The following is a 23,140-nucleotide window of genomic DNA, read 5'->3' on the forward strand; positions in this document are numbered from 1 at the left end:
CTGAAAATCCTCGTGTCGCTGGTTCGATTCCTGCTCGAGCCACCATAAGTGTGGCGCCATAGCCAAGTGGTAAGGCAGAGGTCTGCAAAACCTTTATCCCCCAGTTCAAATCTGGGTGGCGCCTCCAAAAAAAAGACTAGTAAACTTTAAGTTTGCTAGTCTTTTATAGTTTTAAGGATTGTAAATTAAGTAAAATTTCAATTAACAAATAAAAGTTATTAACAAAAAATACAAACTTATCAACAAAAAATGTGGATAAGTTGTGTGTGATTTGTGGATTTGTGTGAATAAGTTACTTAACCACAGGATTAATAATATCAAGAGTCTTCTTAAAAAGATTAAACTTAGCTGTTGCACCAATTGGAAGAGTAATATTAGGATAAGAGTGACCAATAGGAAAATCTAATATAATAGGTTTATTTAATGGAGTAAAAATACGACTTATTATTTCTTTTATGGTGAAGTTATTAGATGCATTATCACAATCGCATTTATAAAATGAACCGAAAATAAAGCCTTTACACTTATGCAACTTTCCAGATAAAAGTAGTTGGGTTAACATTCTGTCAATACTATAGGGTTTTTCATTAACATCTTCTAAGATAAGTATCTTATCTTTGAAATTTGGTTCATAAGGACTGCCAATAGATGAGCAAATAGTTGATAGGTTCCCTCCACATAATTTTCCGGATATTTCGCTAGGATTAATAAAAGAGCAATTTCCTAAAGGTATACTGTAAGGCTTATTTCCTTGCATTAGTGTAAACTTGAGGCTTTCTAGAGTTTCTATATCATTAAAATCAGAATTTATCATGGGACCATGGAAAGTAATTAACCCAGTTTTCTTTGATATATAATTAATTAGTACTGTTGTGTCACTATATCCACATAATATCTTTTTATTAAATCTAATTGTATTCAAGTTGATATAAGGCAATATATTAATTGATCCATATCCACCTCTAAAGCATATAATAGCTTTTACATCTTTGTCTTTAAACATATTCATAATATCTAACGCTCTGGCAATGGTACTTCCAGAAAAATAGCCATCTTCTTTATAAACAGACTCACCAACTTTAACTTTAAAACCAAGTGATTCAAAATAATTAATCTTACTATGGATAACTGATTTATCTTCACGAAAAGCTGTTGAGACAATTCCAATAGTATCACCATTTTTTAGGGCATATGGTATTAGCATTGTTGTACTCCTGAAAATTAATAGTAATACATTTTATACATTTACTAAGTAAAAATGTGATAAATTTATTTAGTATTGAATAGACATATTGAATATCAATGTTTATAAGCATAAAGGAATTGGACAACAAAAGAAAAAAGAAACAGTGGTAATCTTATCAATAATTACGATATGAATTATAATAGTAATTTGAGAGGTATTTAGGACTATAAATATAAGTGGATTTTGCGTATCAAGAATAAGTGACACTATCATATTACCCATAATAGAAGTTTCTTTATTTTTTCAATATAGAAGTGCTTAAAGGTGACATAAGTCACCTTTATTATTTTGAGTTAAATATATTAATATAAGCCTTTATTAAATGAAAAGAATTCAGACTTAACTTCACTTAATAATTGAGGATTTTGCAATACATCTAAAGCGGTAAAACATAAAGCTTGAGATGCTTTTATTGCATTGTCTATAGCAAAATCACTTAATGTTGCTTTTGCAAACTCTACAGAACCATAGTTGATGTTTTGGCCATTGGTTATGTCGATATAGGGTTGAATTGTTGGAACTTTTTGACTAACACAACCTAAGCTCAATCCGGCATTACTTTCTTTAGGTGGAGCAATATCAATAATACCAGCCTCCTTTAAGTTATGAGAATATAGTCGGTTTAATGTTATATTCGTCAACAGTTCTTCATTAGGAGGTTCATAGAATGAAATAGAATAATTTATATTGAGAATATTTGAAACAAATGAGCATACCTCTCTAAGTTTACTTTCAGCAAACTTAGCATATTCCATTTCTTTAGCTCGTATATAAAATTTAGCTTCTGAGTCTGTTGGAAGTAGTAACGGTGTAAGTCCTCCTTTTGATAGGATAGAATTAATTTCTAAGTTATCTGGAAACCCCTTCATCAAGGAGTTGAGAATATTGAATGTAAGCAACGTTGCATCTAAAGAGTTGTATACACCTTTATTTAAAAAGCTTAGCCCTGCATTTCCCTTATAGTTAACTTTTAGTGGGATTATTGCTGAAGATGTTCCACTTTCAGCTGTTATAGTATTAGGATGACATTGCATTACTATATCTATATCGTCAAAGATACCTTGTCTTACCATTGTTGTCTTTGTACCACCCAAATATTCACCAGGACAGCCAATTAAGACAATAGAACCTTTAAACTTATCAGAAAGCTTTGCAAGGGCTATAGATGATGCTATAGAAATTGTAGTTAATAAATTATGACCAGTAACATGCCCAGAATCAGCAATTGCATCATACTCGCATAAAAAGCAAATTTTTGGATGACCGCTTCCTACCTCAGCAATAAATGAGGTCTTAATACCTAAAAAATTATTATTAACATAGAATCCTTTTTCTTTTAAATAATTTGTTATATATGAACATGCCTTTACTTCTTTATAGCTTTCCTCTGGATTGTCATATAGAAATTTGCATAAAGAGAAAAGCTCTTTTCTACAGGTTGATAGATATGAAATAAGTTCCTGATTCAAAATTAACCCTCCTTTGAATTTTCAAAGAATTATTAGCATCAAACTCTTTATAAATATTAAGTCTAGAGATGCTTATGTTATTTTATCCAATAACATAAAAAAATATTTATATAAAACTCAGAGTTAAATTGATGAAATTAAATAATTAAATGAATACTATATATTGAATAAGTCAATAATCACTAATATTAAAAAGAGATTGATGGAGGGAAAAATATGAGAAATAGATGTATTATATGTGGAAAAAATTCTGAACATGGTATAATAATATGCGGAAAGGAAATTTGTTTAAATTGTGAAAAAGCTATATCAGAAATGTCTGCTGATTCAGATAAATATGAATTAAATAGAAGAAAGATAAGAAAGCATTTGGCAGAAATAATTGATAAATCAAATTAACTATTAAATGAGGGAAGTAATGTATGACTAAAGTACCAATGTTAGAGGGTTTAAGCGAATATAGAAAATTAAATTTAGCACCTTTTTCAATGCCAGGTCATAAGTTAGGAAGGGCATTTGGTAAAAATATGCTAGAACTTATTCCAAGCTCAGATATTACAGAGGTTGAAGGTTTAGATAATTTGCATAATCCACAAGGAATAATTAAAGATGCACAAGAGCTATTAAAAAATTGTTATGAGAGTAAATCATCATACTTTTTAGTTAATGGGAGTTCTTCTGGTAACCTTTCAATGATATTCGCGGCATTTCAAGAAGGAGATAAGGTTTTAATTGAAAGAAATTGTCATAAATCTATTTACAATGGAATTTTGCTTAGAAAACTGAAACCAGTATTTCTTAAAAATTCTGTAGATGAAAATCTAGACGTGACATTGGGAATAGATATGAATAATTTCCTACAAGTACTGGAAGAAGAAAGTGATATTAAAGGGATTATTTTAACATATCCTAATTATTTTGGAATAGGAGTTAATTTAAAAAAAATCGTAGAAAAGTGCAAAGAAAAAGGTGTCAAGATATTATTAGATGCAGCACATGGAGCACATTTTGGGTTTAATAAAAACTTACCTGAAAATCCATTAAAATATGAAATTGATATGGTAGTAATGAGTGCACATAAGACACTACCATCCTTAACCCAAAGTGCTTATTTACATATAAATAAGGAAGAGTATAAAGAAAAGATAGAATTTTATCTTAAGATATTCACAAGTACAAGTCCATCATACATCTTTTTAGTGACTTTAGATTACAGTAGATATTATCTTCAAGAAAAAGCAGATAAAGAGTATGATATATTAATTGACAGAATTAATAATTTTAAAGATAATGTTAAAAAAGTCCCATATATAAAAGTTTTGAGCAAAGAAGACTTAAGTTCTAAGTGGATTTTTGATACAACTAAAATAGTTATTACTCAAAGTGGGAAATATAAATCTATTAACTTAGAAAAGTATTTACTTGAAAAAGGAATACAATGCGAAATGAGTTTTGGAAGAACTGTAGTACTTATCTCAACACCTTTTAATACTCAAGAAGATTTTGATAGGTTAGAAAAAGCAATTTTGGAATTGAGATTAGTTAAGAATGAAGAGGAAAGCCATAAAGAATACAGTTCATATTTAGATATACAAGATGGGGAAATTATTGAACCATATAAGATACTAGATAAAGCCACGGCTTTATTAGATGTAAGTCATATAACTGGGCATATAGCAGCTGAGAACATTACACCATATCCACCAGGTATACCATTTATAATGATGGGAGAGAAGATATCTAAAGAAAAAAAGGACAAGCTTATTAAATTATTAGAGGATAATATTGATATTATTGGAATTCAGGATGGAAAAGTTAAAGTAGTAGCTAATTAGTAATTAGTTAGAATAGATAATGGAGGGAAAGTTATGGCTCAAGGTAAATTAATTATAATCGAAAGTGGATCAGATGCATCAGGAAAGGCTACACAAACTCAAAGGCTTTATGATAGATTAGTTAAGGAAAACTATAATGTAAGAAAAATAACATATCCTAATTATGATAGTCCTGCATGTGCACCAGTAAAGATGTATTTAAATGGTGACTTTGGAAAGAAACCTGAAGATGTTAATGCATATGCAGCTTCAACTTTTTATGCAATTGATAGATTTGCATCATATAAAACAGATTGGGAAGATTTCTACAAAAATGGTGGAATAATAATTTCAGACAGATATACAACTTCCAATATGGTACATCAAGCTGTTAAAATGGATAAAAGTGAACGAGAAAAATACCTAAATTGGTTATATGAATTAGAATTTGATCTATATGGGTTACCAATACCAGATTGTGTAATATTTTTAGATATGCCTCCAGAGATAAGTCAAGAACTTATGAAGGAAAGAGCAAATAAATTTACAGGTGGAAAAGAAAAAGATATTCATGAGAGTAATAAGGAATATTTAGTGAACTCATATAATAATAGTTTAGATATTGCAAATAAGTATAATTGGGACAAAATAAAATGTAATGACGGTGATAAATTAAGAAGTATAGAAGACATACATAACGATATATATAATTATGTAAAGAAGTACCTATAGTTAAATAGAGATAAATTGTATTAGTAGAGTGTTAGAATATTATAAAAGTATATTTTAAGTATTTAATTTGTGGTAAAATAAGTATTAATAAGGGGTATAGATTAAAAGGAGGGAAATATTATGAAGTTAGTCATTACAATAGTTCAAGATGATGATTCTGTTGATTTAGTTGAAGCTCTAACAGAAGGTGGATTTAGGGTAACTAAGCTTGCAACAACAGGAGGATTCTTAAAGGCTGGAAATACTACCTTGTTAATAGGAGTAGAAAAAGAAAAACTTGATGATGTAATTGCAATCATTGAAGATACATGTAAAACTAGAGATCAGTTAATGGTTTCACCAACACCAATGGTTGGAACAGCAGATGTATTTATGTCATATCCAGTTGAAGTTCAAGTGGGTGGGGCAACAGTGTTTGTAGTTGATGTAGATAAATTTATTAAGATTTAATTTGTAGGAGGAGTGCAATGGAGTTTATTGGTCATAATGAAATAAGAAAGGTTTTTAATAAGCTTATAGACAAAAATGCACTCTCTCATGCTCATTTAATTATAGGAGAAGACGGCATAGGAAAAAGTACTCTCGCAAAAATCTTTGCTTTAAGAATATTAGATAAGAAGGAAGAACGAGATTATGCAGACATTGTACATTACAGGCTTAAGGAAAAATCTATAGGGATTGATGAAGTTAGAGACATAATACAAGAGGTAAATAAAAAGCCCTTCGAAGGAGAAAAGAAAGTAGTTATAATACATAAGGGCAATAAGCTTACAATTCAAGCTCAAAATGCGTTACTTAAAACTATAGAGGAGCCTCCTAAAGGAGTATATATAATAATATTATGTGAAAGTGGAGAACAAATTTTGGATACGATAAAGTCAAGATGTCAGGTTCATAAGCTTTCACCATTAAGTTTATTAGAGGTAGAAGAATATATTAATTTGAAATTTAATGCTTTAGATGAAGATAAGAAAAATGCTGCGATTGCATATAGTAGTGGAATTCCAGGAAGAGCAGAACGTTTTATTAATGATGAAAAGTTAGCGAACTTAAGAGATTTATTATGTAAACTTTTAGAAGAGATAAAGACTAATAATAAAGAGGCTGTAATAAGGTTTGAAGAAAGTTTTAAAAATTATAAAGAGGATTGGGAAGAGCTTTTACAAGTTTTACTTTCATTTGTTAGGGATATCTCAATTTATAAAGAAGTTGAAAATAAGAAGTTAATTATAAATAGTGATAAGCTTCATGAAATAGATAGATTATCAAAAGAAATGAGTTTTATAAAGTTAAATAAAATAGTAAGTATAATAAATGATACAAGAGAAAGACTAAAGAGTAATACAAATTTTGCATTAACATTAAATGTTATGATTGTAGATCTTATGGAGGTTTAAGATGATAAAAGTTGTAGGGATACGCTTTAAAAAAGCGGGTAAAATATATTATTTTGATCCAATAGATACTGGAGCAAAAAAAGGTGACTATGTAATAGTAGAAACTGCCAGAGGAATAGAATTTGGAGAATGTGTAATTGGGGAAAAAGAGATCTCTGAAGAAGAGATTATATCACCATTAAAAACAGTTTTAAGAGTAGCAAACCAAGAAGATAAGGATAAGCATAAAGAAAATAAAGATAAAGAAAAAGATGCCTTTGAAATATGTTTAAAAAAGATAGAAGAGCACCAATTAAATATGAAACTTATTGATGTTGAGTATACATTTGATAATAACAAAGTAATTTTCTATTTTACTGCTGATGGAAGAGTAGATTTTAGAGAATTAGTAAAGGATTTAGCTACAATATTTAAAACAAGAATTGAATTAAGACAGATAGGAGTTAGAGACGAAGCTAAAATGTTAGGAGGACTTGGACCATGTGGTAGACAACTATGTTGTTCAAGTTTCTTAGGAGATTTTGCTTCGGTATCAATTAAGATGGCTAAGGAACAAAATCTTTCTTTAAATCCTACTAAGATCTCAGGAATTTGTGGAAGATTAATGTGTTGCTTAAATTATGAACAAAGTACTTATGAAGATATTAGAAAGAGATTACCTAGAGTAGGATCAGTCGTTGCTACTGATGACGGTAAAGGTGAAGTTGTAGCAAATAATACAGTTAAGGAAATTGTTAAAGTTAGAATGCCATTTGGGGAAGAAGAAATTATCAGAGAATATAATATCCAAGATGTTGAGTTAGTATCTGGAACTTATGAAGATAGTGTAGATGATGGTGAAATTAAATTAGTAATAGAAGATGATGCAGATAAAGCATTAATAAAGGATTTAATAAAGGGAAATTAAAACTTTCAAGGGGGATTAGAATGAAATCTTCATTAAGGATTGCAGGAATGAAGACTGCTGAAGATGTACGAAAGATAAAAAATGCAATAGCATCTAACCAAGGGGTTGTAGCATGTGAAATAAGTAGAGAGAAGGGCGAAGCTAATATAATATATGACGATTATTTTACTGCAATAGATAAAATTATCGATTCAGTGGAATCTTTAGGTTATACTGTAGTATAAAAAATAATCTAAAAGACTTTTAAAATGTAATCAAACATGCTAAAATAGACATGACGTTTTTCGTCAAAAATATTAGGAGGTGTTGGTTATGGCATATAAAATCGAAGATTCTTGCGTAAGCTGCGGAGCATGCGCTGCTGAATGCCCAGTAAATGCAATAAGCCAAGGAGATACACAATTTGTTATAGATGCAGGTTCTTGTATCGATTGTGGAAACTGTGCTAATGTTTGCCCAGTAGGAGCACCAGTTCAAGAATAATTTAAACAAAAAACATCGCTGTTTAAGCGATGTTTTTTTATTTTATCAATCTATATATTTTAATATTATTGATAACTTTATAAATCAGAAATAGAAAAGAATATTACTTTAGGTTCGGAAACATTAAAATCTAAAGAAGAGGTATTTAGTTTATTACCTTCTAAAGAATGTATATTTCTCATTGATATTAAGAAGTCTTCAGCCCCATTAATTGAAGCAGATACATAAGGGGTGCTGTAATGCATAGGAATAACAAATTTAGGATTAAGTAATTTAGTTAATAAGCTAGCATCCTTCCCATTAATTGTATAGTTACCACCAATAGGAATCATCAGAATATCAATTGGCTCTAATAACCTTCTACTTTCCTTAGTTGGAATATGTCCTAGGTCTCCTAAATGGCATATTCTTAATCCATCAATTTCTACTACAAATATGATATTTGGCCCTCTTTTCATTCCATTCAAATTATCATGATAAGAAACAAATCCCTCTATGCTACAAAAATTGAAGGAATATTTTATAGGTTCTCTGCAAATATTACATGAAGAATTTAATTTATTAATATAATTATGATCAAAATGATTGTGAGATATGGTTATAATATCAACCTCTTCCTCAACAGTTGGATAGCCTAAAGTTTCATCAAAAGGATCCATAAGAATTTTTCTCCCAGTGGATGTTTTAATTAGAAAACAAGAATGACCAAACCATATAATTTCCACCATATCACCTCAAAATAAGTATACCCAAATAGAGTAAAAAATATTATTAATTTGCATTATAAAGCAATTGCACTAATGATTATTATATGATAATATATATTTAATAAAGGTCAAAGAAAGTCAAGGTAAAGAGGTGCTGAAATGGCAAGATTATCAGACGTAATTGAGGGATTTATAAAAAGCTTGATATTAGAAAGCGAAGATAAGCAACTACAAATTCAAAGAAATGAATTAGCAGATAGATTTAGTTGTGCCCCATCTCAAATTAATTATGTACTAACTACAAGATTTAGTCATGAAAAAGGATATTTGATTGAGAGTAGAAGAGGCGGCGGAGGATATATTGTAATAAGAAAAGTGCAATATGATAATCATAAGAGAAGAAAAGAATTAATAGATGAAAGTATTGGAGATTCTATAACATACCATAATGCTATAGCACTGCTTGAAAGCCTATATGATGCAGACATTATAGATGAAAGGGAATTTGAGATTATAAAGATGGTAATCAATGAAAGAACTTTAAATTCTGTGGAGAATAAAAATAAATTAAGAGCTGACATTTTAAAAGCTACAGTTGCATTATTATTATCATAAAGGAGGAAGTAATATGTTATGTGAGAGGTGTAACAAAAATGAAGCTACAGTTCATATGGTTAAGATTATTAATGGAAATAAAAGTGAAGTAAGGTTGTGTGAAAAGTGTGCAGCTGACATATCTGATATACCTGTAAGTACTTCCTTTGAAGAATTTGATGGATTTCCACTTCAAAGTATACTAGGAGGGCTTGTAGATTATTACAATAAAAATAGTAAAACGCAAACAGAGAGCGACATATACTGTAAGAAATGTGGTATGGCCTATAATGAATTTAAGAAAACTGGGTTACTTGGATGTAATGAGTGTTATGAGAGTTTTTCAAAATCTTTAAGTCCTATAATAAAGAGAGTTCAAGGAGATGTTGAGCACATAGGAAAAATTCCTGAGAAATGCGGTAAAGAGATTTTGGAAAAAAATAAGATATTAAAACTAAAAGAAGAATTACAAAAAGCAATTTTAGCTGAAGAGTATGAAAGAGCAGCAGAAATAAGAGATGAAATCAAAGTACTACAAGATAAATTAGGAGAATAGGAGGGGAAGATTTATGGAAAGTTGGATAGAATGTAATAAAGAGAATATTGTTATATCTAGCAGAGTAAGGCTAGCAAGAAATCTAAAAGAATTCCCATTCCCTAATAAATTAACTAAAGAAGAAGGTGCACAGATAGGACAAAAAGTAAGGGATGCTTTTATGGAGTCTGTTTCTGAAGATGATAAGTATAATACTTATAATTTATGGGAAGTAACTCCTAACTTAGCAAAAAGTTTTGTTGAGAAGCATTTAATAAGTCCTAATCTTGTTAAAAATAGTAATGTGGCTTCTTTCATAGTGGATAACAATGAAACAATTAGTTTGATGATAAATGAAGAAGACCATATAAGATTACAATGTATATCAGGAGGATATAATATAAGGGAAGTATATGAAAAAGCGGATACAATTGATTCTTTGCTTGAAAATAAGCTTGAGTATGCATTTCATGAAAAGCTTGGATATTTGACAGCATGTCCTACAAACTTAGGAACAGCTATGAGAGTTTCAGTTATGGTTCATTTGCCAGCGTTGACTTTAAATAATGAAATGAATAAATTACTTAAAGGCTTGGCACAAGTAGGAATGACTATAAGAGGATTATATGGTGAAGGCTCCAAAGGAGAAGGAAATCTTTATCAAATATCAAATCAGGTAACCTTAGGAGTTACAGATGAAGATATCTTAAATAATTTAGAAGCTGTGACTTTACAGGTTGTTTCTCAAGAAAAGCAATTGAGAGAAATATATCTTAAACAGTATAAATACGAGCTTGAAGATAAAGTATTTAGAGCACGTGCATTGCTAGAGAGTTCCAGGATACTTACATTGAAAGAGGGGTTATCCTTATTATCAAATTTAAGATTAGGTGTAGAACTTGGAATAATAGAAGATATAACTATTAAGAAATTGAATAAGATATTGATTTATTCTCAGAATGCTACTTTGCAGAATCACTTGGGTATAGGCTTAAAGGAAAGAGATTTAAACATTGAGAGAGCAAATATAATCAGAAAGATTTTATTAGAAACTTAGGAGGTGGAGAAAATGATGTATGGTAAATTTACAGAGAGAGCTCAAAGGGTCATATTAAAAGCTCAAAAGCATTCTCAAAACTTTAAACATGGATACATTGGAACAGAGCATATTCTACTAGGAATAATAGCTGAAGATGGAATAAGCAAAGATTTATTGCAAGAATACGGAGTAAAAGAAGACCAAGTAATCAATTTACTTCATCAATATGTAGGAGAAGGGGATTTTGAATCTGTTAAGGAGGATATACCATTAACTCCTAGAACTAAAAGATTATTAGACTTAAGCTTATTAGAAGCTAGGAATTTAGGTCAAAATTATATTTCCCCAGAACATATGTTACTTGCAATGGTAAATGAAAGAGAGGGGGTTGCTTTTACAATTCTAAATACCTTAAATGTTAATTTTGATAAGGTAAAAAAGGATTTAATAGCAGCACTTTCGGCTAATACAAATAATCCACAGAGTAATGCTGAAGAAGGAAAAAGAAAGCATAGAGAAGAAACTCCAACTTTAGATCAGTATGGTAGAGATTTAACTGATATGGCAATGGAAGGAAACCTAGATCCTGTAGTAGGAAGAGATGAAGAAACACAGAGGGTTTTAGAAATTCTTTGTAGGAGAATTAAAAACAATCCATGCTTAATAGGAGATCCAGGGGTTGGTAAAACAGCTATAGCAGAAGGATTAGCTCAAAAGATCGTTGAAGGGAATATACCTGAAATATTAAAAGAAAAAAGAGTAGTTTCCTTAGATATAAGTTCAATGATAGCTGGAGCAAAATATAGAGGTGAATTTGAAGATAGACTTAAAAAAGTAATGGAAGAGATAAGGAATGTCGGCAATGTTATACTCTTCATTGATGAAATGCATACAATAGTTGGAGCAGGTGGAGCAGAGGGTGCAATAGATGCATCAAATATACTAAAACCAGCATTGGCTAGAGGTGAGATTCAATGTATTGGAGCCACAACTATAGATGAATATAGAAAATATATAGAGAAGGACTCTGCATTAGAAAGAAGATTTCAACCTATAAATGTTGGAGAACCATCAAAGGAAGAAACCTTACAAATACTTAAAGGGTTAAGAGATAAGTATGAAGCTCACCATAGAGTAAAAATAACAGATGAAGCTTTGGATGCAGCAGTAAACTTATCAGATAGATATATCACAGATAGATATATGCCAGATAAAGCAATAGATTTAATTGACGAGGCTTCAGCAAAGGTTAGAATAGAAAATCTTACAGCACCACCTGATTTAAAAGAAATAGAAGAATTAATTGATAAAACAAAGAAAGAAAAAGATGATGCTATTACAGTGCAAGATTTTGAAAAAGCAGCTTCATTAAGAGATAAAGAAAAAGAGTTAAGAGAAAAATTGGAAGGACTTAAAAACAATTGGAGTGCACAAACTTCAGTTCAAACTCAGATAGTTGATGCTGAAAAAATTGCAGCAGTTGTATCTAAATGGACAAAAGTTCCAGTAGAAAAACTTACTGAAAAAGAAGCGGATAAATTATTAAAACTTGAAGAGATTCTTCATAATAGAGTGATAGGTCAAAAAGAGGCAGTTAAGTCTGTAGCAAGAGCAGTGAGAAGAGCTAGAGTAGGACTTAAAGATCCAAATAGACCTATTGGGTCATTTATATTCCTTGGACCTACTGGGGTAGGAAAAACTGAACTTTCAAAGGCATTAGCAGAAGCTATGTTTGGGGATGAAAATAGCATAATAAGAATCGATATGTCAGAATATATGGAGAAATTCTCAGTTTCAAGATTAATAGGATCTCCTCCAGGTTATGTTGGATATGATGAAGGAGGACAGTTAACTGAAGCAGTAAGAAGAAAACCATATTCTGTTATACTTCTAGATGAAATAGAAAAAGCACATCCAGATGTATTTAATATTCTTCTTCAAATATTAGAAGATGGTAGATTGACTGACTCTAAAGGAAAAACAGTAAACTTTAAAAACACCATTATTATAATGACATCAAATCTTGGAGCTCATATGCTTAAGAAACAGAAGACTTTAGGTTTTTCAATTGATGAAAATAAAGCCGAGAGTGAGTATGAAAAAATGAAGGGGAATATTATGGATGAGCTAAAGCGAAGCTTTAGACCTGAATTCTTAAATAGAATTGATGATACAATAGTATTCCATAGCCTTGAAGAAGAAGATTTAATTCAAATTATTGATCTTATGTTAGATTCAATAGTAAAGAGAGTAGATGAGCAAGAAATTCACTTAGAATTTGACGAGGAGAGTAAAAGGGCTTTAATAAAAGAAGGTAGTGACTTAACTTATGGAGCAAGACCATTAAGGAGAATTATTACTAAAAAGGTTGAAGATAAGCTTGCAGAGGAATTACTTAAAGGAAGCATCAAAAAAGGTGATAAGGTAAAAGTAACTAGTGAGGAAGAGGGATTAGTCTTTACACCACTTACTCCAGTTTAGAAATAAAAAGAGTCATTTTGACTCTTTTTATTTTTTTACTCTTTAGGAATTTATAATATTTTAAGCATAGGATAACGTTATAAGTTTCCTATAAAAAGTGAGGAGTATTATTTATAATTTTGAAGAATAATAATAGGTATACGAAATGATTGTGATACAATTGTTAATTAATAATTTTTATTAGAAAATACTTGAAATTCAAATAAAGTGTGCTATAATAAAACTAGACATACCCCTGGGGGGTAAGTGAGGAGTGAAGCAATATATGAGCAAAGAGGTAAAAGATATAGAATTAATGATAATTGGCGGAGGACCAGCTGGATTAACTGCAGCTATATATGCAGCAAGAGCTAAGCTTAATATGATGCTTTTAGAAAATGCTGTATTAGGTGGACAGGTAAGAACAAGTTATACTATAGAAAATTATCCAGGTTTCAAAACCGTTGAGGGTGGAAAACTTGCGGATTTAATGCAAGAACAGGCAGAGGAGCTTGGTGCGGTAATTGATGAATTTGATTCAGTACAAAGTGCTAAGTTAACTGATGATGAAAAGATAATAGAAACAGATTCATATATATATAGACCTAAAGCTGTGATAATTTCAACTGGCGCTACTCCTAAAAAATTACCACTACCTAATGAAGAAAAATTCTCTAGCAAGGGAGTACATTATTGTGCTGTATGCGACGGTGCAATGTATGAAGATAAAGTAATTGCTGTAGTTGGAGGTGGAAATTCTGCTTTAGAAGAGGCATTGTTCTTAACAAAGTTTGCAAAAAAGGTAATTATGATAAGAAGATATGATTATTTTAAAGGAGAGAAGGCTACGCTTCATGAAGTACTAAATCATCCTAAGATTGAAGTTATGTATAATTGGGATTTAGTAAATGTTGAGGGTGGAAGCTTTATCGATAGAGGAATTATTAAAAATACAGTTACTGGAGAGCAAAAGGAAATTGCAATGGATGCTGTATTTGGTTATATAGGAACAGAGCCTAAAACAGATTTATTTAAGAATGATTTAAATTTAACTAAGGCTGGATATATACTTGCTGATGAAAATATGAGAACTAATGTAAAAGGCGTATATGCAGCTGGAGACGTAAGAGAAAAACAATTTAGACAAATAACTACTGCAGTTGCAGATGGAACTATAGCTGCATTAGATGCTGAAAAGTATATAGTAGAACAAAGGAGAGAAAAGTAATGGTTAAAATATATTCAACAGATTGGTGTCCTTGGTGCGTTAAAGCAAAAAAATATTTTGATATTAAAGGCGTTGAGTATGAGGAAATTATAGTAGCAGATGCTAAAGAAAATAGAGAAGAAGTATTCAGAATATCAGGACAAAGAAGTGTACCAGTTATAGATATAAATGGTAGTATAATAGTAGGATTTGATAGAGATAAGATTGATCAGGCTTTATAGAAGAGGAGGAGAAAACCATGTTTAAAAATTTATGTTGTGAAAACAATATTTATAGAAACCTAGTTGGTGGAAATTGGGTTACAAGTGAAACAAGTAAACTCATAGAAATTAAATCTCCATGTGATGGCTCCGTAATTGGAAAAGTTCAAGCCATGAGTAAAGAAGAAGCAGATAATGCAATTACTAATGCGCGAGATGCACAAGAGGGATGGAACAAGATACCACTTAATGAAAGAGCTTTAATATTATTAAAAGCCGCTGACTTATTAGATAAAAATGCAGAAGAAATAGCTGAAGTTATGATAAGAGAAATTGCAAAAGATAGAAACAGTGCTATTTCAGAGGTTCATAGAACAGCTGACTATATAAGATTTACTGCAGATACTGCTAAAAATATGACTGGAGAAACTGTTCCAGGTGACCTATTCCCTGGCACAGGAAAAGGTAAAATAAGTATAGTAAATAGAGTTCCATTAGGAGTTGTTCTTGCAATATCACCATTTAATTATCCAGTAAATTTATCAGCATCAAAAATTGCTCCTGCATTAATGGCAGGAAACAGTGTAGTTCTAAAGCCTGCAACTCAAGGTAGTATCAGTGCTCTTCATTTAGTTAGAGTATTCCAAGAAGCAGGAGTTCCAGCAGGTGTACTAAATACTATAACTGGAAGAGGAAGCGAAATTGGTGATTATGTAGTAACACATCCATTAGTAGACTTTATTAATTTTACAGGAAGTACAGAAGTAGGAGTTCATATTTCTAAAATATCAACTATGACACCACTACTAATGGAATTAGGAGGTAAAGATGCTGCAATAGTATTAGAAGATGCAGACCTTGATTTAGCAGCTAAGAATATTGTTTCCGGAGCTTATTCCTATTCAGGTCAAAGATGTACTGCTGTAAAAAGAATATTAGTAGTAGATAAAGTAGCTGATGAATTAGTTAAAAAAGTTGAAGAGAAAGTTAAAACTTTAAAGGTAGGAAATCCTCTAAAGGAAGATGTTAATATAGCACCATTAATAGATGATGCAGCAGCAGACTATGTGGAAGAATTAATTAAAGATGCTAAAGATAAAGGTGCAAAACTTTTAGTTGGAGGAAATAGAGAAGGTAATTTAGTATACCCAACATTATTTGATCATGTAACTCAAGATATGAGGGTTGCATGGGAAGAACCATTTGGGCCAGTACTTCCAATTATAAGGGTTAAAGATGTAGATGAAGCCATAGATATTACAAATAAATCTCAGTATGGATTACAGTCTTCAGTGTTCACTAAAGATATTGATAAAGCATTTTATGTAGCGGATAAAGTAGATGTAGGAACAGTTCAAGTGAATAATAAACCAGAAAGAGGACCAGACCACTTCCCATTTACAGGAACAAAAGCTTCTGGAATAGGAACTCAAGGTATTAGATATTCAATTGAAGCAATGTCTAGACGTAAAGCTATAGTTTTAAATATAGGCGAATAATATTAAAAGAACTATATTTCAAGAAATTATTGAAATATAGTTCTTTTTATTTTTAATATAAGTTTAAAGGACAAAAGATGAAAATATGTTTATTAGTGTTAATTAGGTAGATTAACTAATATGAGCTACATCCTTAATCATAGAAATTTCACTTTCACTTTCAATAGCAGTAAGACTTTCATTTAATTTGCTATCAAAATTTATTTTGTAGAATTCAAGTTTTTTTTCATTATCTGTTGGAGCCATAATAACATACTCACTGGAGTTAATAAGAACTTGATCTAAAATTGTGTAACTAACTTTATCTCCATTTTCATCTGTAAAAGTCATCTTTCTTTTTTCTCTCATAAAAAATCACTCCTTAAATAATTTTACGTATTTATTATTCTCATAATCAATTAAATAAATTACATGTATTTTTAAAAGCTTTTTATTTATAATCAATTTATAGTTATATAATGGAAAGCAGAAAAAAGATTGGAATTTTTAAAATAAAAAGTGAACCTTTTTATTAAAAGCCTTGTCTATTAAGTGAAGGATAGGGGGAGAACCATGAATTATGAGATAATAAGAAATTTCAGAAATGGTGACAAGGATGAATTTAGGCACATTTATGAAATATACAAAGATAAGATATATAGAACAGCTTTACTAATATTAAATAATGAGACTCAAGCTGAGGATGTGGTGCAGGAAGTGTTTATTAAAATTATTAATAATATTCATTCACTAAAGAATCCAGAGGCTTTTGAAGCATGGATATATAAGATTACGGTTAATAGTTGCAGAAGTTATTTTAAGAAGTTTTATTCAATTGTAGAATTCTTGGATTTTACAAGTAATCTTAATTTCGAAAAGATGGATGATTCACATGACCCAGAAGAATATGTAAATACAGTAGAAAGTTCAAATATTATTTTGAGTGAAATAAATAACCTTTCACCTAAATTAAAGGTTCCTATTATCTTATTTTATTATAATGATTTATCAATAAAAGAAATTTCAAAGATATTAGATATTTCTGAAGGAACGGCAAAATCTAGACTTCATAATGGCAAGAAATATTTAAAGAAGGCCTTAGAGAAGAAGGAGGTAGCTATCAATGAAATTTAATGAAATAATAAAAAAATCTTTAACAGATAATGTGGAGAATAAAAAAATAGAAGAAAGAAAATCCCAAGATATTTATAGAAACATATTGGCTAAGTCATCCTATAAGGAAGGTAGAAAGAGAAATGCTTTTGGGAATGTGGCTATGAAAATTGCTATTGCAGCTATAGTTATTCTTATTCCAATAGCTATATCAATAAGAGTTTTAGATATAACAAGTAGAAGTAAGGGTGCAAATAATGAAGCATCAAGAAGTGGAGAGACAAAAACTTTACTCGCAGCCAGCAGAGTAACTTTATCGAATGGTAGTGTAGTTATTCCAATAAAGGATGAAAATTTATTGGATAGTATATACACGACTCTTGGAGATGTTATTTTAAGAAAAGATAATACTATGGTAAAGTCATTTATTACAGAAGCAGGCATCTATGATAATTATGAAGCAAATGGTGATATATTGCTAAATATAGAATATGATAAGGGGATAAATATTACTGAATTCAACGGTAGTGAAAGTAATAGTAAGGTTGATAAAATAGTTGTACCAATTAAGAGAGAAGCTGGAGGATATAATATAATTTGGACAAATAATAGTGAAGGAAATCTGTATGGATATGGTAATATAGCTACAAAAGGGATGACGAATGAATTCTTAGATTCATTAAGCAAATATTTTGGGAATAATAAAAGTTCTGGGATAAAGTACGATATAAAGGAAAGACCTAGTGATGAAACTGAAAAAGTAGCACTACAATTTTTAAAAGCCTATTCCAATTATGATAAGGTTAGCTTAAAAAATTTAAGTTCAAAAAATAATAGTATTAGTGAAGAAATTAATTCTATAAAAATTTCAGATAGTGATGTAGTAAGCCTGGAAATAAGAGATTTTATGGGTGTAGATGAAGAGGTAATAAATTACTATAAAAATCATTATAAAGATAAATTTGATAAAATAAAAAATTCTGAATATAAATTCGTGAAAATTAAAGTATATAAAACTTTAACTGAAGAAGCCAATAAAGAAGCACAACTAGGTACAGGAGAATATGCATATCAATTTTTACTAATTAAAGAAAATGAAAATTGGAAGGTATACGACTGTGATTGGAGTTGGGGTTCAGTTAACGGTTATAAGTGGTGAGATCAATAAAAGGGACTTGGAGTTTTTCCAAGTCCCTTTATAGGTATAAATTATAAGCTTAATGCTTTATCTATAGCAGGTTTGTCAAATCCTACAATAACTGTACCATTAATATCTAATACAGGTACACCCATTTGTCTAGATTTGCTTACCATTTCTTCTCTAGCTTGCATATCATCTTGAACATTTAATTCTTCAAATGCTATATCGTTAGACTTTAAATAATTCTTAGCCTTAACACACCAAGGACAAGAATTAGTTGTATATACTTTTACCATGAACGTCACACCTTTCAATTAAATAATAATTATTATTTATTAATAATATTTTAGTCTAAACTGTATTAAAAATCAACACTTTTCATCATTATTATATGTAGATTATAATGTTATATGTGAAAAAAAATTAAAAAAACCTATCTAGTGGTCTAGACATCTATAGAAATTTTGGTATAATAATAGTAGGAGGAATCAATTATGATAGATAAAAATAGTCCTATCCCAGTATACTATCAACTTAAAGAAGACATTAAGAACAAAATTACTAATGGTATTTGGAAAGTTGGAGAATGTATAGCAAGCGAGAGAGAATTGACAGAAACTTATGGTGTTTCAAGAATGACTATTAGACAAGCGTTGGGAGAGCTCGTACAAGAGGGGATTTTGATTCGAGAAAAAGGTAAAGGTACTTTTGTATGTGATCCAAAAGTTAAACAGGAAGATATGATGAGTTTTTCAGAAATCATAAAAAAAACTGGAAGAAGCTTGGAGACCAAAGTAATCGAATTTAAGGTAATTGAAACTCCAGTTGAATTACAAGAAGCATTTCCATTTGAACAAATTTATTTAATTAACAGAGTCAGAATAGTGGATGGAGAGGTAATAGCTAATGAATTAGTATATATTCCATGTGCTTACTGCGGATATATGGATGAGGAAATGCTAAAAGGATCACTTTTTAAAATACTTGAAGGGTTCGGTTATGTTGTAGATCATTCTGAATCTGAAATAAGAGGTGTACTCATGAACAATGAGTATAAGAAAATTTTTAATGTAGATAAAGAAGTTCCTTTATTAAAGACTTACAATAGAACATTTATGGGACCAAAGAAAGTATTGTTTGTTGAAGAGTCGACATATAGGAGTGACAAATATATATTACAAGTTAATATTTCAAGAAGAGAGGGGAAACTAAAATGAAAATAATTATTGCAAAAAGTTATGAAGAAATGAGTAGATTAGCAGCAGAAGAAATAGCTAAGGTAGTAAATGAAAAACCAAACGCAGTTATTGGACTTGCAACTGGAGGTACTCCAGTAGGAATGTATAAGGAATTAATAGATATGTATAAAGAGAAGAAAGTTGATTTTTCAGAGGTTACATCTGTTAATTTAGACGAATATGTAGGATTATCTGGAGAGCATAATCAAAGTTATAGATATTTTATGAACTCAAATTTCTTTGATCATGTAAATATAAGAAAAGACCATACTTTTGTTCCAAATGGATTAGCAAAAGATATAAATGCAGAAGGTGCAGAGTATGATAAAAAAATTGAAGCATTAGGCGGAATAGATATACAATTGGTTGGAATTGGAAGTAATGGACACATTGGGTTTAATGAACCAGGTGAAGAATTAGATTTAGGTACTCATTTAACAAACTTAACAGAGAGTACAATTGAAGCTAATGCAAGATTCTTTGCTTCAAAAGATGAAGTTCCAACTCAAGCAGTAACAATGGGATTAGGCGGAATAATGAAGGCTAAAAAGATATTATTAATTGCTAATGGAGCAGAAAAAGCAGAAGCTATAAATAAAGTTATAAATGGAAAAATAACAACTCAAATACCAGCATCAATGGTTCAAATGCATAGAGATGTTGTAATAGTAGTAGATGAAGCAGCAGCTTCTAAACTAGAAAACGTAAAATAGTAAGTATCAATTTAATATAGATTAAGTCCCTTAAGATTTTCCGAACATATAAAAGCTTCCTAGGCGTTCTAGGGAGCTTTTATATTTGCATATTTTCCTGTATAAATATATAGTAAGAGTATTATAATTAAAATAAAAATATGTTATTATAATTAAGAGTTGTTATAATATAACAATTGAGGTTGGTGAAAAATGGCGAAGATAAAAACTGTGTACATATGTCAAGAATGTGGATATGAGTCTCCAAAGTGGATGGGTAAGTGTCCAGATTGTAACGCGTGGAATAGTTTCCAGGAAGAGATAAAGGATACTAAAGAAACTGCTAAAAGTAGAAGTATAGCCTTAAATCCATCTAGTATTCCAAAGAATATTGGAGAAATTAAATCTGGTGAAAAAGAAAGATTTAATACAGGAATAAAAGAGTTAAACAGAGTTCTAGGTGGAGGACTTGTAAAAGGATCCCTTACATTAATTTCAGGAGATCCTGGTATAGGTAAATCTACATTGCTTCTTCAAACAGCTCAGAACATAGCTAAAGGTTATGGAAAAGTATTATATGTGTCTGGTGAAGAATCAGAAGAGCAAATTAAAATAAGAGGGGATAGGTTAGGCGTAGACTCTCAAAATTTATATATTGTATCTGAAACTAATTTAGAAATTATTGAAGCACATATAAATGAATTATCACCTATTTTTGTAATAATAGATTCCATTCAAACCATGTATAAACAAGGTGTAACCTCAGCACCTGGATCAGTATCTCAAGTTAGAGAATGTTCAAATGCAATTATGAGAATTGCAAAAGGAAATAATATTCCTTTATTTATAGTTGCTCATGTAACTAAGCAAGGAGAACTTGCTGGACCAAGAGTGCTAGAACATATGGTTGATACAGTTCTTTCATTTGAAGGAGAAAGAACTGAAGAATTTAGGGTACTTAGAACAATGAAAAATAGATTCGGAACCACAAGAGAAATTGGAGTTTTTGAAATGATGGGAGAAGGATTAGTTGAAGTCTATGATCCATCAAAATTATTTCTTCAAGAAAGAGACGGAAGTCAAGAAGGATCTATAGTAATAGGAATAATGGAAGGTTCTAGACCTATATTGGTAGAAATTCAAGCTCTAGTTACAGAAACTAAAGCTGTTATGCCAAGAAGAACAGCAGTTGGAATAGACAATTCGAGATTAAGTTTAATATTAGCAGTTTTAGAAAAGAAACTTAGAATACCTTTCTACAACTGTGATGTATATATAAATGTTGTTGGTGGATTAAATATTGATGGAACAACCGGGGATTTAGGTGTTGCATTAGCACTTCTATCATCAATTAAAAATAAAGAATTTAAATTATCAAAGATGATGGCAGTTGGTGAAGTTGGATTAACTGGAGAAATTAGACCAATTTCTTCTTGCGAGAGAATAGTTAATGAAGCTAGTAAGATGGGCTTTGAACATGTTATTATTCCATATAGAAATAAAGATAAACTAGATGCTAGAGGAGTTAATGTAATAGGAGTTTCTAGTTTAAGAGAGGTAATAAATAAGATTTTTTAGGAATTAGGTGATAGTATGAGGATTGAACAGGATAAGGAAATTAAGAAGATATTAAAGATATTGGCTCCTGGTACAATACTACGTGATGGACTTGAAAATATTTTAAGAGCAAAAACAGGGGCACTTTTAGTGTTTAGTGATAATGAAGATGTAATGAGATTGGTAGATGGAGGATTTAAAATTAATTCAGAATATACTCCATCCTATGTATATGAGTTAGCTAAGATGGATGGAGCAATTGTAATAAGCTCTGACTTCAAAAGAATAGTTTATGCAAATGTTCAAATGGTTCCTGATTCAACAATACCTACATTCGAAACAGGAACAAGACATAGAACTGCTCAGAGGGTTGCTAAGGAAACAGGCGTTATTGTAGTTGCTATATCTCAAAGGAGAAATATAATTACAATATATAAGGGCGATTTAAAGTATGTTTTGAGAGAGACATCAGCAATAATAGCAAGGGCAAATCAGGCAATACAAACCCTTGAAAAATATGTTGTGGTTCTAGATAGAGTTAAAAATAACTTGAATGTCCTTGAGTTTCAAGATTTAACAACATTATTTGATGTAATTACTGCAATTCAAAGAACTGAAATGGTAATGAGAATTGTAGGAGAAATTGAACGGTATATTGTAGAATTAGGAAATGAAGGTAGATTAATTTCTATGCAACTTGCAGAACTTGTTAAGAGTATCGAACAGGATGGGATACTATTAATTAGAGATTATTGCCGTCTTGACTTGGATTTTAATGATATATATAAAGAAATACAAAAGTTAACTTCAGAAGAATTATTAGACTTAGATGCTATAGGTAAGAAGTTAGGATTTGATGGAGTCTCATTAATAGATACATTAATTTCACCAAGAGGTTATAGAATTGTAAGTAAGATTCCTAGAATACCATCATCGGTAATTGAAAATTTAGTAAAACATTTTAGAGAGCTCAAAAATATTATCGAGGCAACAAATGATGACCTGGATAAAGTTGAGGGAATAGGGGAAGCTAGAGCAAAAGCCATAAGAAATGGCTTAAGAAGAATTGAAGAACAAGTTGAATTAAACAAACAAGTATAGAATAAATTG

26 protein-coding genes and 1 tRNA gene are annotated in these 23,140 nt (G+C 30.4%); 22 read left to right on the top strand and 5 right to left on the bottom strand.

Annotated elements, in window-relative coordinates:
- Positions 1-52: 52 nt before the first annotated feature.
- Positions 53-127 (top strand) — tRNA-Cys (locus PTZ02_RS19270).
- A gap of 165 nt (positions 128-292) precedes the next feature.
- Here the strand turns inward: PTZ02_RS19270 and PTZ02_RS19275 are convergent.
- Entirely contained in the window at positions 293-1,204 is a 912-nt protein-coding gene (locus tag PTZ02_RS19275; protein ID WP_274229358.1) for a S66 peptidase family protein, read from the bottom strand.
- Between the two features lie 344 nt (positions 1,205-1,548).
- Complete coding sequence (locus tag PTZ02_RS19280; RefSeq protein WP_274229359.1) at positions 1,549-2,715, bottom strand: M20 family peptidase; 1,167 nt, start codon at positions 2,713-2,715, stop codon at positions 1,549-1,551.
- A gap of 216 nt (positions 2,716-2,931) precedes the next feature.
- Between PTZ02_RS19280 and PTZ02_RS19285 the strand changes: the two genes are divergently transcribed.
- From PTZ02_RS19285 to PTZ02_RS19320, 8 genes are all read left to right on the top strand, one after another.
- Positions 2,932-3,114, top strand: coding sequence for a sigma factor G inhibitor Gin (locus PTZ02_RS19285; RefSeq protein WP_202766071.1), 183 nt, complete (start codon positions 2,932-2,934; stop codon positions 3,112-3,114).
- 23 nt (positions 3,115-3,137) lie between these two features.
- Complete coding sequence (locus PTZ02_RS19290) at positions 3,138-4,550, top strand: aminotransferase class I/II-fold pyridoxal phosphate-dependent enzyme (protein WP_274229360.1); 1,413 nt, start codon at positions 3,138-3,140, stop codon at positions 4,548-4,550.
- Between the two features lie 33 nt (positions 4,551-4,583).
- Positions 4,584-5,261 (top strand): dTMP kinase, encoded by a 678-nt coding sequence (locus PTZ02_RS19295; RefSeq protein ID WP_274229361.1) that lies wholly within the window; start codon positions 4,584-4,586, stop codon positions 5,259-5,261.
- Positions 5,262-5,381: 120 nt separating this feature from the next.
- Positions 5,382-5,711, top strand: a complete 330-nt coding sequence (locus tag PTZ02_RS19300; protein ID WP_202766068.1) for a cyclic-di-AMP receptor — start codon at positions 5,382-5,384, stop codon at positions 5,709-5,711.
- A 17-nt stretch (positions 5,712-5,728) separates the two neighbouring features.
- The gene (locus tag PTZ02_RS19305; protein WP_274229362.1) at positions 5,729-6,658 is read left to right on the top strand and encodes a DNA polymerase III subunit delta'; all 930 of its coding nucleotides are present in this window, start codon (positions 5,729-5,731) and stop codon (positions 6,656-6,658) included.
- A 1-nt stretch (position 6,659) separates the two neighbouring features.
- A complete protein-coding gene (locus tag PTZ02_RS19310; RefSeq protein ID WP_274229363.1) occupies positions 6,660-7,565 on the top strand; it encodes a PSP1 domain-containing protein in 906 nt (301 codons plus the stop codon).
- 20 nt (positions 7,566-7,585) lie between these two features.
- Positions 7,586-7,789, top strand: a complete 204-nt coding sequence (locus tag PTZ02_RS19315; RefSeq protein ID WP_274229364.1) for a heavy-metal-associated domain-containing protein — start codon at positions 7,586-7,588, stop codon at positions 7,787-7,789.
- An 88-nt stretch (positions 7,790-7,877) separates the two neighbouring features.
- A complete protein-coding gene (locus PTZ02_RS19320; RefSeq protein WP_202766064.1) occupies positions 7,878-8,048 on the top strand; it encodes a DUF362 domain-containing protein in 171 nt (56 codons plus the stop codon).
- 77 nt (positions 8,049-8,125) lie between these two features.
- Here PTZ02_RS19320 and PTZ02_RS19325 read toward each other — a convergent pair whose 3' ends face one another.
- On the bottom strand, positions 8,126-8,776 hold the full coding sequence (locus PTZ02_RS19325; protein ID WP_274229365.1) for an MBL fold metallo-hydrolase: 651 nt from the start codon (positions 8,774-8,776) through the stop codon (positions 8,126-8,128).
- Between the two features lie 138 nt (positions 8,777-8,914).
- Here PTZ02_RS19325 and PTZ02_RS19330 point away from each other — a divergent pair, with 138 nt between their 5' ends.
- The 7 genes from PTZ02_RS19330 (at position 8,915) to PTZ02_RS19360 (ending at position 16,310) form a co-directional block, all read left to right on the top strand.
- Positions 8,915-9,370, top strand: coding sequence for a CtsR family transcriptional regulator (locus PTZ02_RS19330; RefSeq protein ID WP_274229366.1), 456 nt, complete (start codon positions 8,915-8,917; stop codon positions 9,368-9,370).
- 13 nt (positions 9,371-9,383) lie between these two features.
- Positions 9,384-9,905 carry a UvrB/UvrC motif-containing protein gene (locus tag PTZ02_RS19335; RefSeq protein ID WP_274229367.1) on the top strand — a complete coding sequence of 174 codons (522 nt, stop codon included), beginning with the start codon at positions 9,384-9,386 and terminating at the stop codon, positions 9,903-9,905.
- 13 nt (positions 9,906-9,918) lie between these two features.
- Positions 9,919-10,941 carry a protein arginine kinase gene (locus PTZ02_RS19340; protein WP_274229368.1) on the top strand — a complete coding sequence of 341 codons (1,023 nt, stop codon included), beginning with the start codon at positions 9,919-9,921 and terminating at the stop codon, positions 10,939-10,941.
- Positions 10,942-10,953: 12 nt separating this feature from the next.
- Complete coding sequence (locus PTZ02_RS19345; protein WP_274229369.1) at positions 10,954-13,404, top strand: ATP-dependent Clp protease ATP-binding subunit; 2,451 nt, start codon at positions 10,954-10,956, stop codon at positions 13,402-13,404.
- Positions 13,405-13,669: 265 nt separating this feature from the next.
- Positions 13,670-14,611 (top strand): NAD(P)/FAD-dependent oxidoreductase, encoded by a 942-nt coding sequence (locus PTZ02_RS19350; protein ID WP_274229370.1) that lies wholly within the window; start codon positions 13,670-13,672, stop codon positions 14,609-14,611.
- Positions 14,611-14,832, top strand: a complete 222-nt coding sequence (locus PTZ02_RS19355; RefSeq protein ID WP_274229371.1) for a glutaredoxin domain-containing protein — start codon at positions 14,611-14,613, stop codon at positions 14,830-14,832. Before PTZ02_RS19350 ends, PTZ02_RS19355 begins: the two co-directional genes overlap by 1 nt.
- Before the next feature lie 17 nt (positions 14,833-14,849).
- Positions 14,850-16,310: an NADP-dependent glyceraldehyde-3-phosphate dehydrogenase gene (locus PTZ02_RS19360; protein WP_274229372.1), complete on the top strand. Its 1,461-nt coding sequence runs from the start codon at positions 14,850-14,852 to the stop codon at positions 16,308-16,310.
- Positions 16,311-16,421: 111 nt separating this feature from the next.
- On the opposite strand, the gene PTZ02_RS19365 is transcribed toward PTZ02_RS19360, so the two are convergent.
- A complete protein-coding gene (locus PTZ02_RS19365) occupies positions 16,422-16,658 on the bottom strand; it encodes a DUF1292 domain-containing protein (protein WP_202765666.1) in 237 nt (78 codons plus the stop codon).
- Positions 16,659-16,862: 204 nt separating this feature from the next.
- On the opposite strand from PTZ02_RS19365, the gene PTZ02_RS19370 reads away from it, so the two are divergent.
- Positions 16,863-17,423 (top strand): RNA polymerase sigma factor, encoded by a 561-nt coding sequence (locus tag PTZ02_RS19370; protein ID WP_274229373.1) that lies wholly within the window; start codon positions 16,863-16,865, stop codon positions 17,421-17,423.
- Positions 17,413-18,561 (top strand): hypothetical protein, encoded by a 1,149-nt coding sequence (locus PTZ02_RS19375; protein WP_274229374.1) that lies wholly within the window; start codon positions 17,413-17,415, stop codon positions 18,559-18,561. Before PTZ02_RS19370 ends, PTZ02_RS19375 begins: the two co-directional genes overlap by 11 nt.
- Positions 18,562-18,611: 50 nt before the next feature.
- Here PTZ02_RS19375 and PTZ02_RS19380 read toward each other — a convergent pair whose 3' ends face one another.
- Positions 18,612-18,839, bottom strand: coding sequence for a glutaredoxin family protein (locus tag PTZ02_RS19380; protein WP_202765663.1), 228 nt, complete (start codon positions 18,837-18,839; stop codon positions 18,612-18,614).
- Positions 18,840-19,037: 198 nt separating this feature from the next.
- On the opposite strand from PTZ02_RS19380, the gene PTZ02_RS19385 reads away from it, so the two are divergent.
- The 4 genes from PTZ02_RS19385 to disA all read left to right on the top strand — a co-directional run bounded on the left by PTZ02_RS19385 (position 19,038) and on the right by disA (position 23,131).
- Entirely contained in the window at positions 19,038-19,760 is a 723-nt protein-coding gene (locus PTZ02_RS19385; protein WP_274229375.1) for a GntR family transcriptional regulator, read from the top strand.
- The gene (gene nagB / locus PTZ02_RS19390; RefSeq protein WP_274229376.1) at positions 19,757-20,494 is read left to right on the top strand and encodes a glucosamine-6-phosphate deaminase; all 738 of its coding nucleotides are present in this window, start codon (positions 19,757-19,759) and stop codon (positions 20,492-20,494) included. Before PTZ02_RS19385 ends, nagB begins: the two co-directional genes overlap by 4 nt.
- A gap of 192 nt (positions 20,495-20,686) precedes the next feature.
- Positions 20,687-22,051: a DNA repair protein RadA gene (gene radA / locus PTZ02_RS19395; protein WP_274229377.1), complete on the top strand. Its 1,365-nt coding sequence runs from the start codon at positions 20,687-20,689 to the stop codon at positions 22,049-22,051.
- Between the two features lie 15 nt (positions 22,052-22,066).
- On the top strand, positions 22,067-23,131 hold the full coding sequence (gene disA / locus PTZ02_RS19400; RefSeq protein WP_274229378.1) for a DNA integrity scanning diadenylate cyclase DisA: 1,065 nt from the start codon (positions 22,067-22,069) through the stop codon (positions 23,129-23,131).
- The last annotated feature ends 9 nt before the right edge of the window (positions 23,132-23,140 follow it).

It is taken from the genome of Clostridium sp. 'White wine YQ' (genome assembly GCF_028728205.1).
GTDB lineage: Bacteria > Bacillota > Clostridia > Clostridiales > Clostridiaceae > Clostridium_T.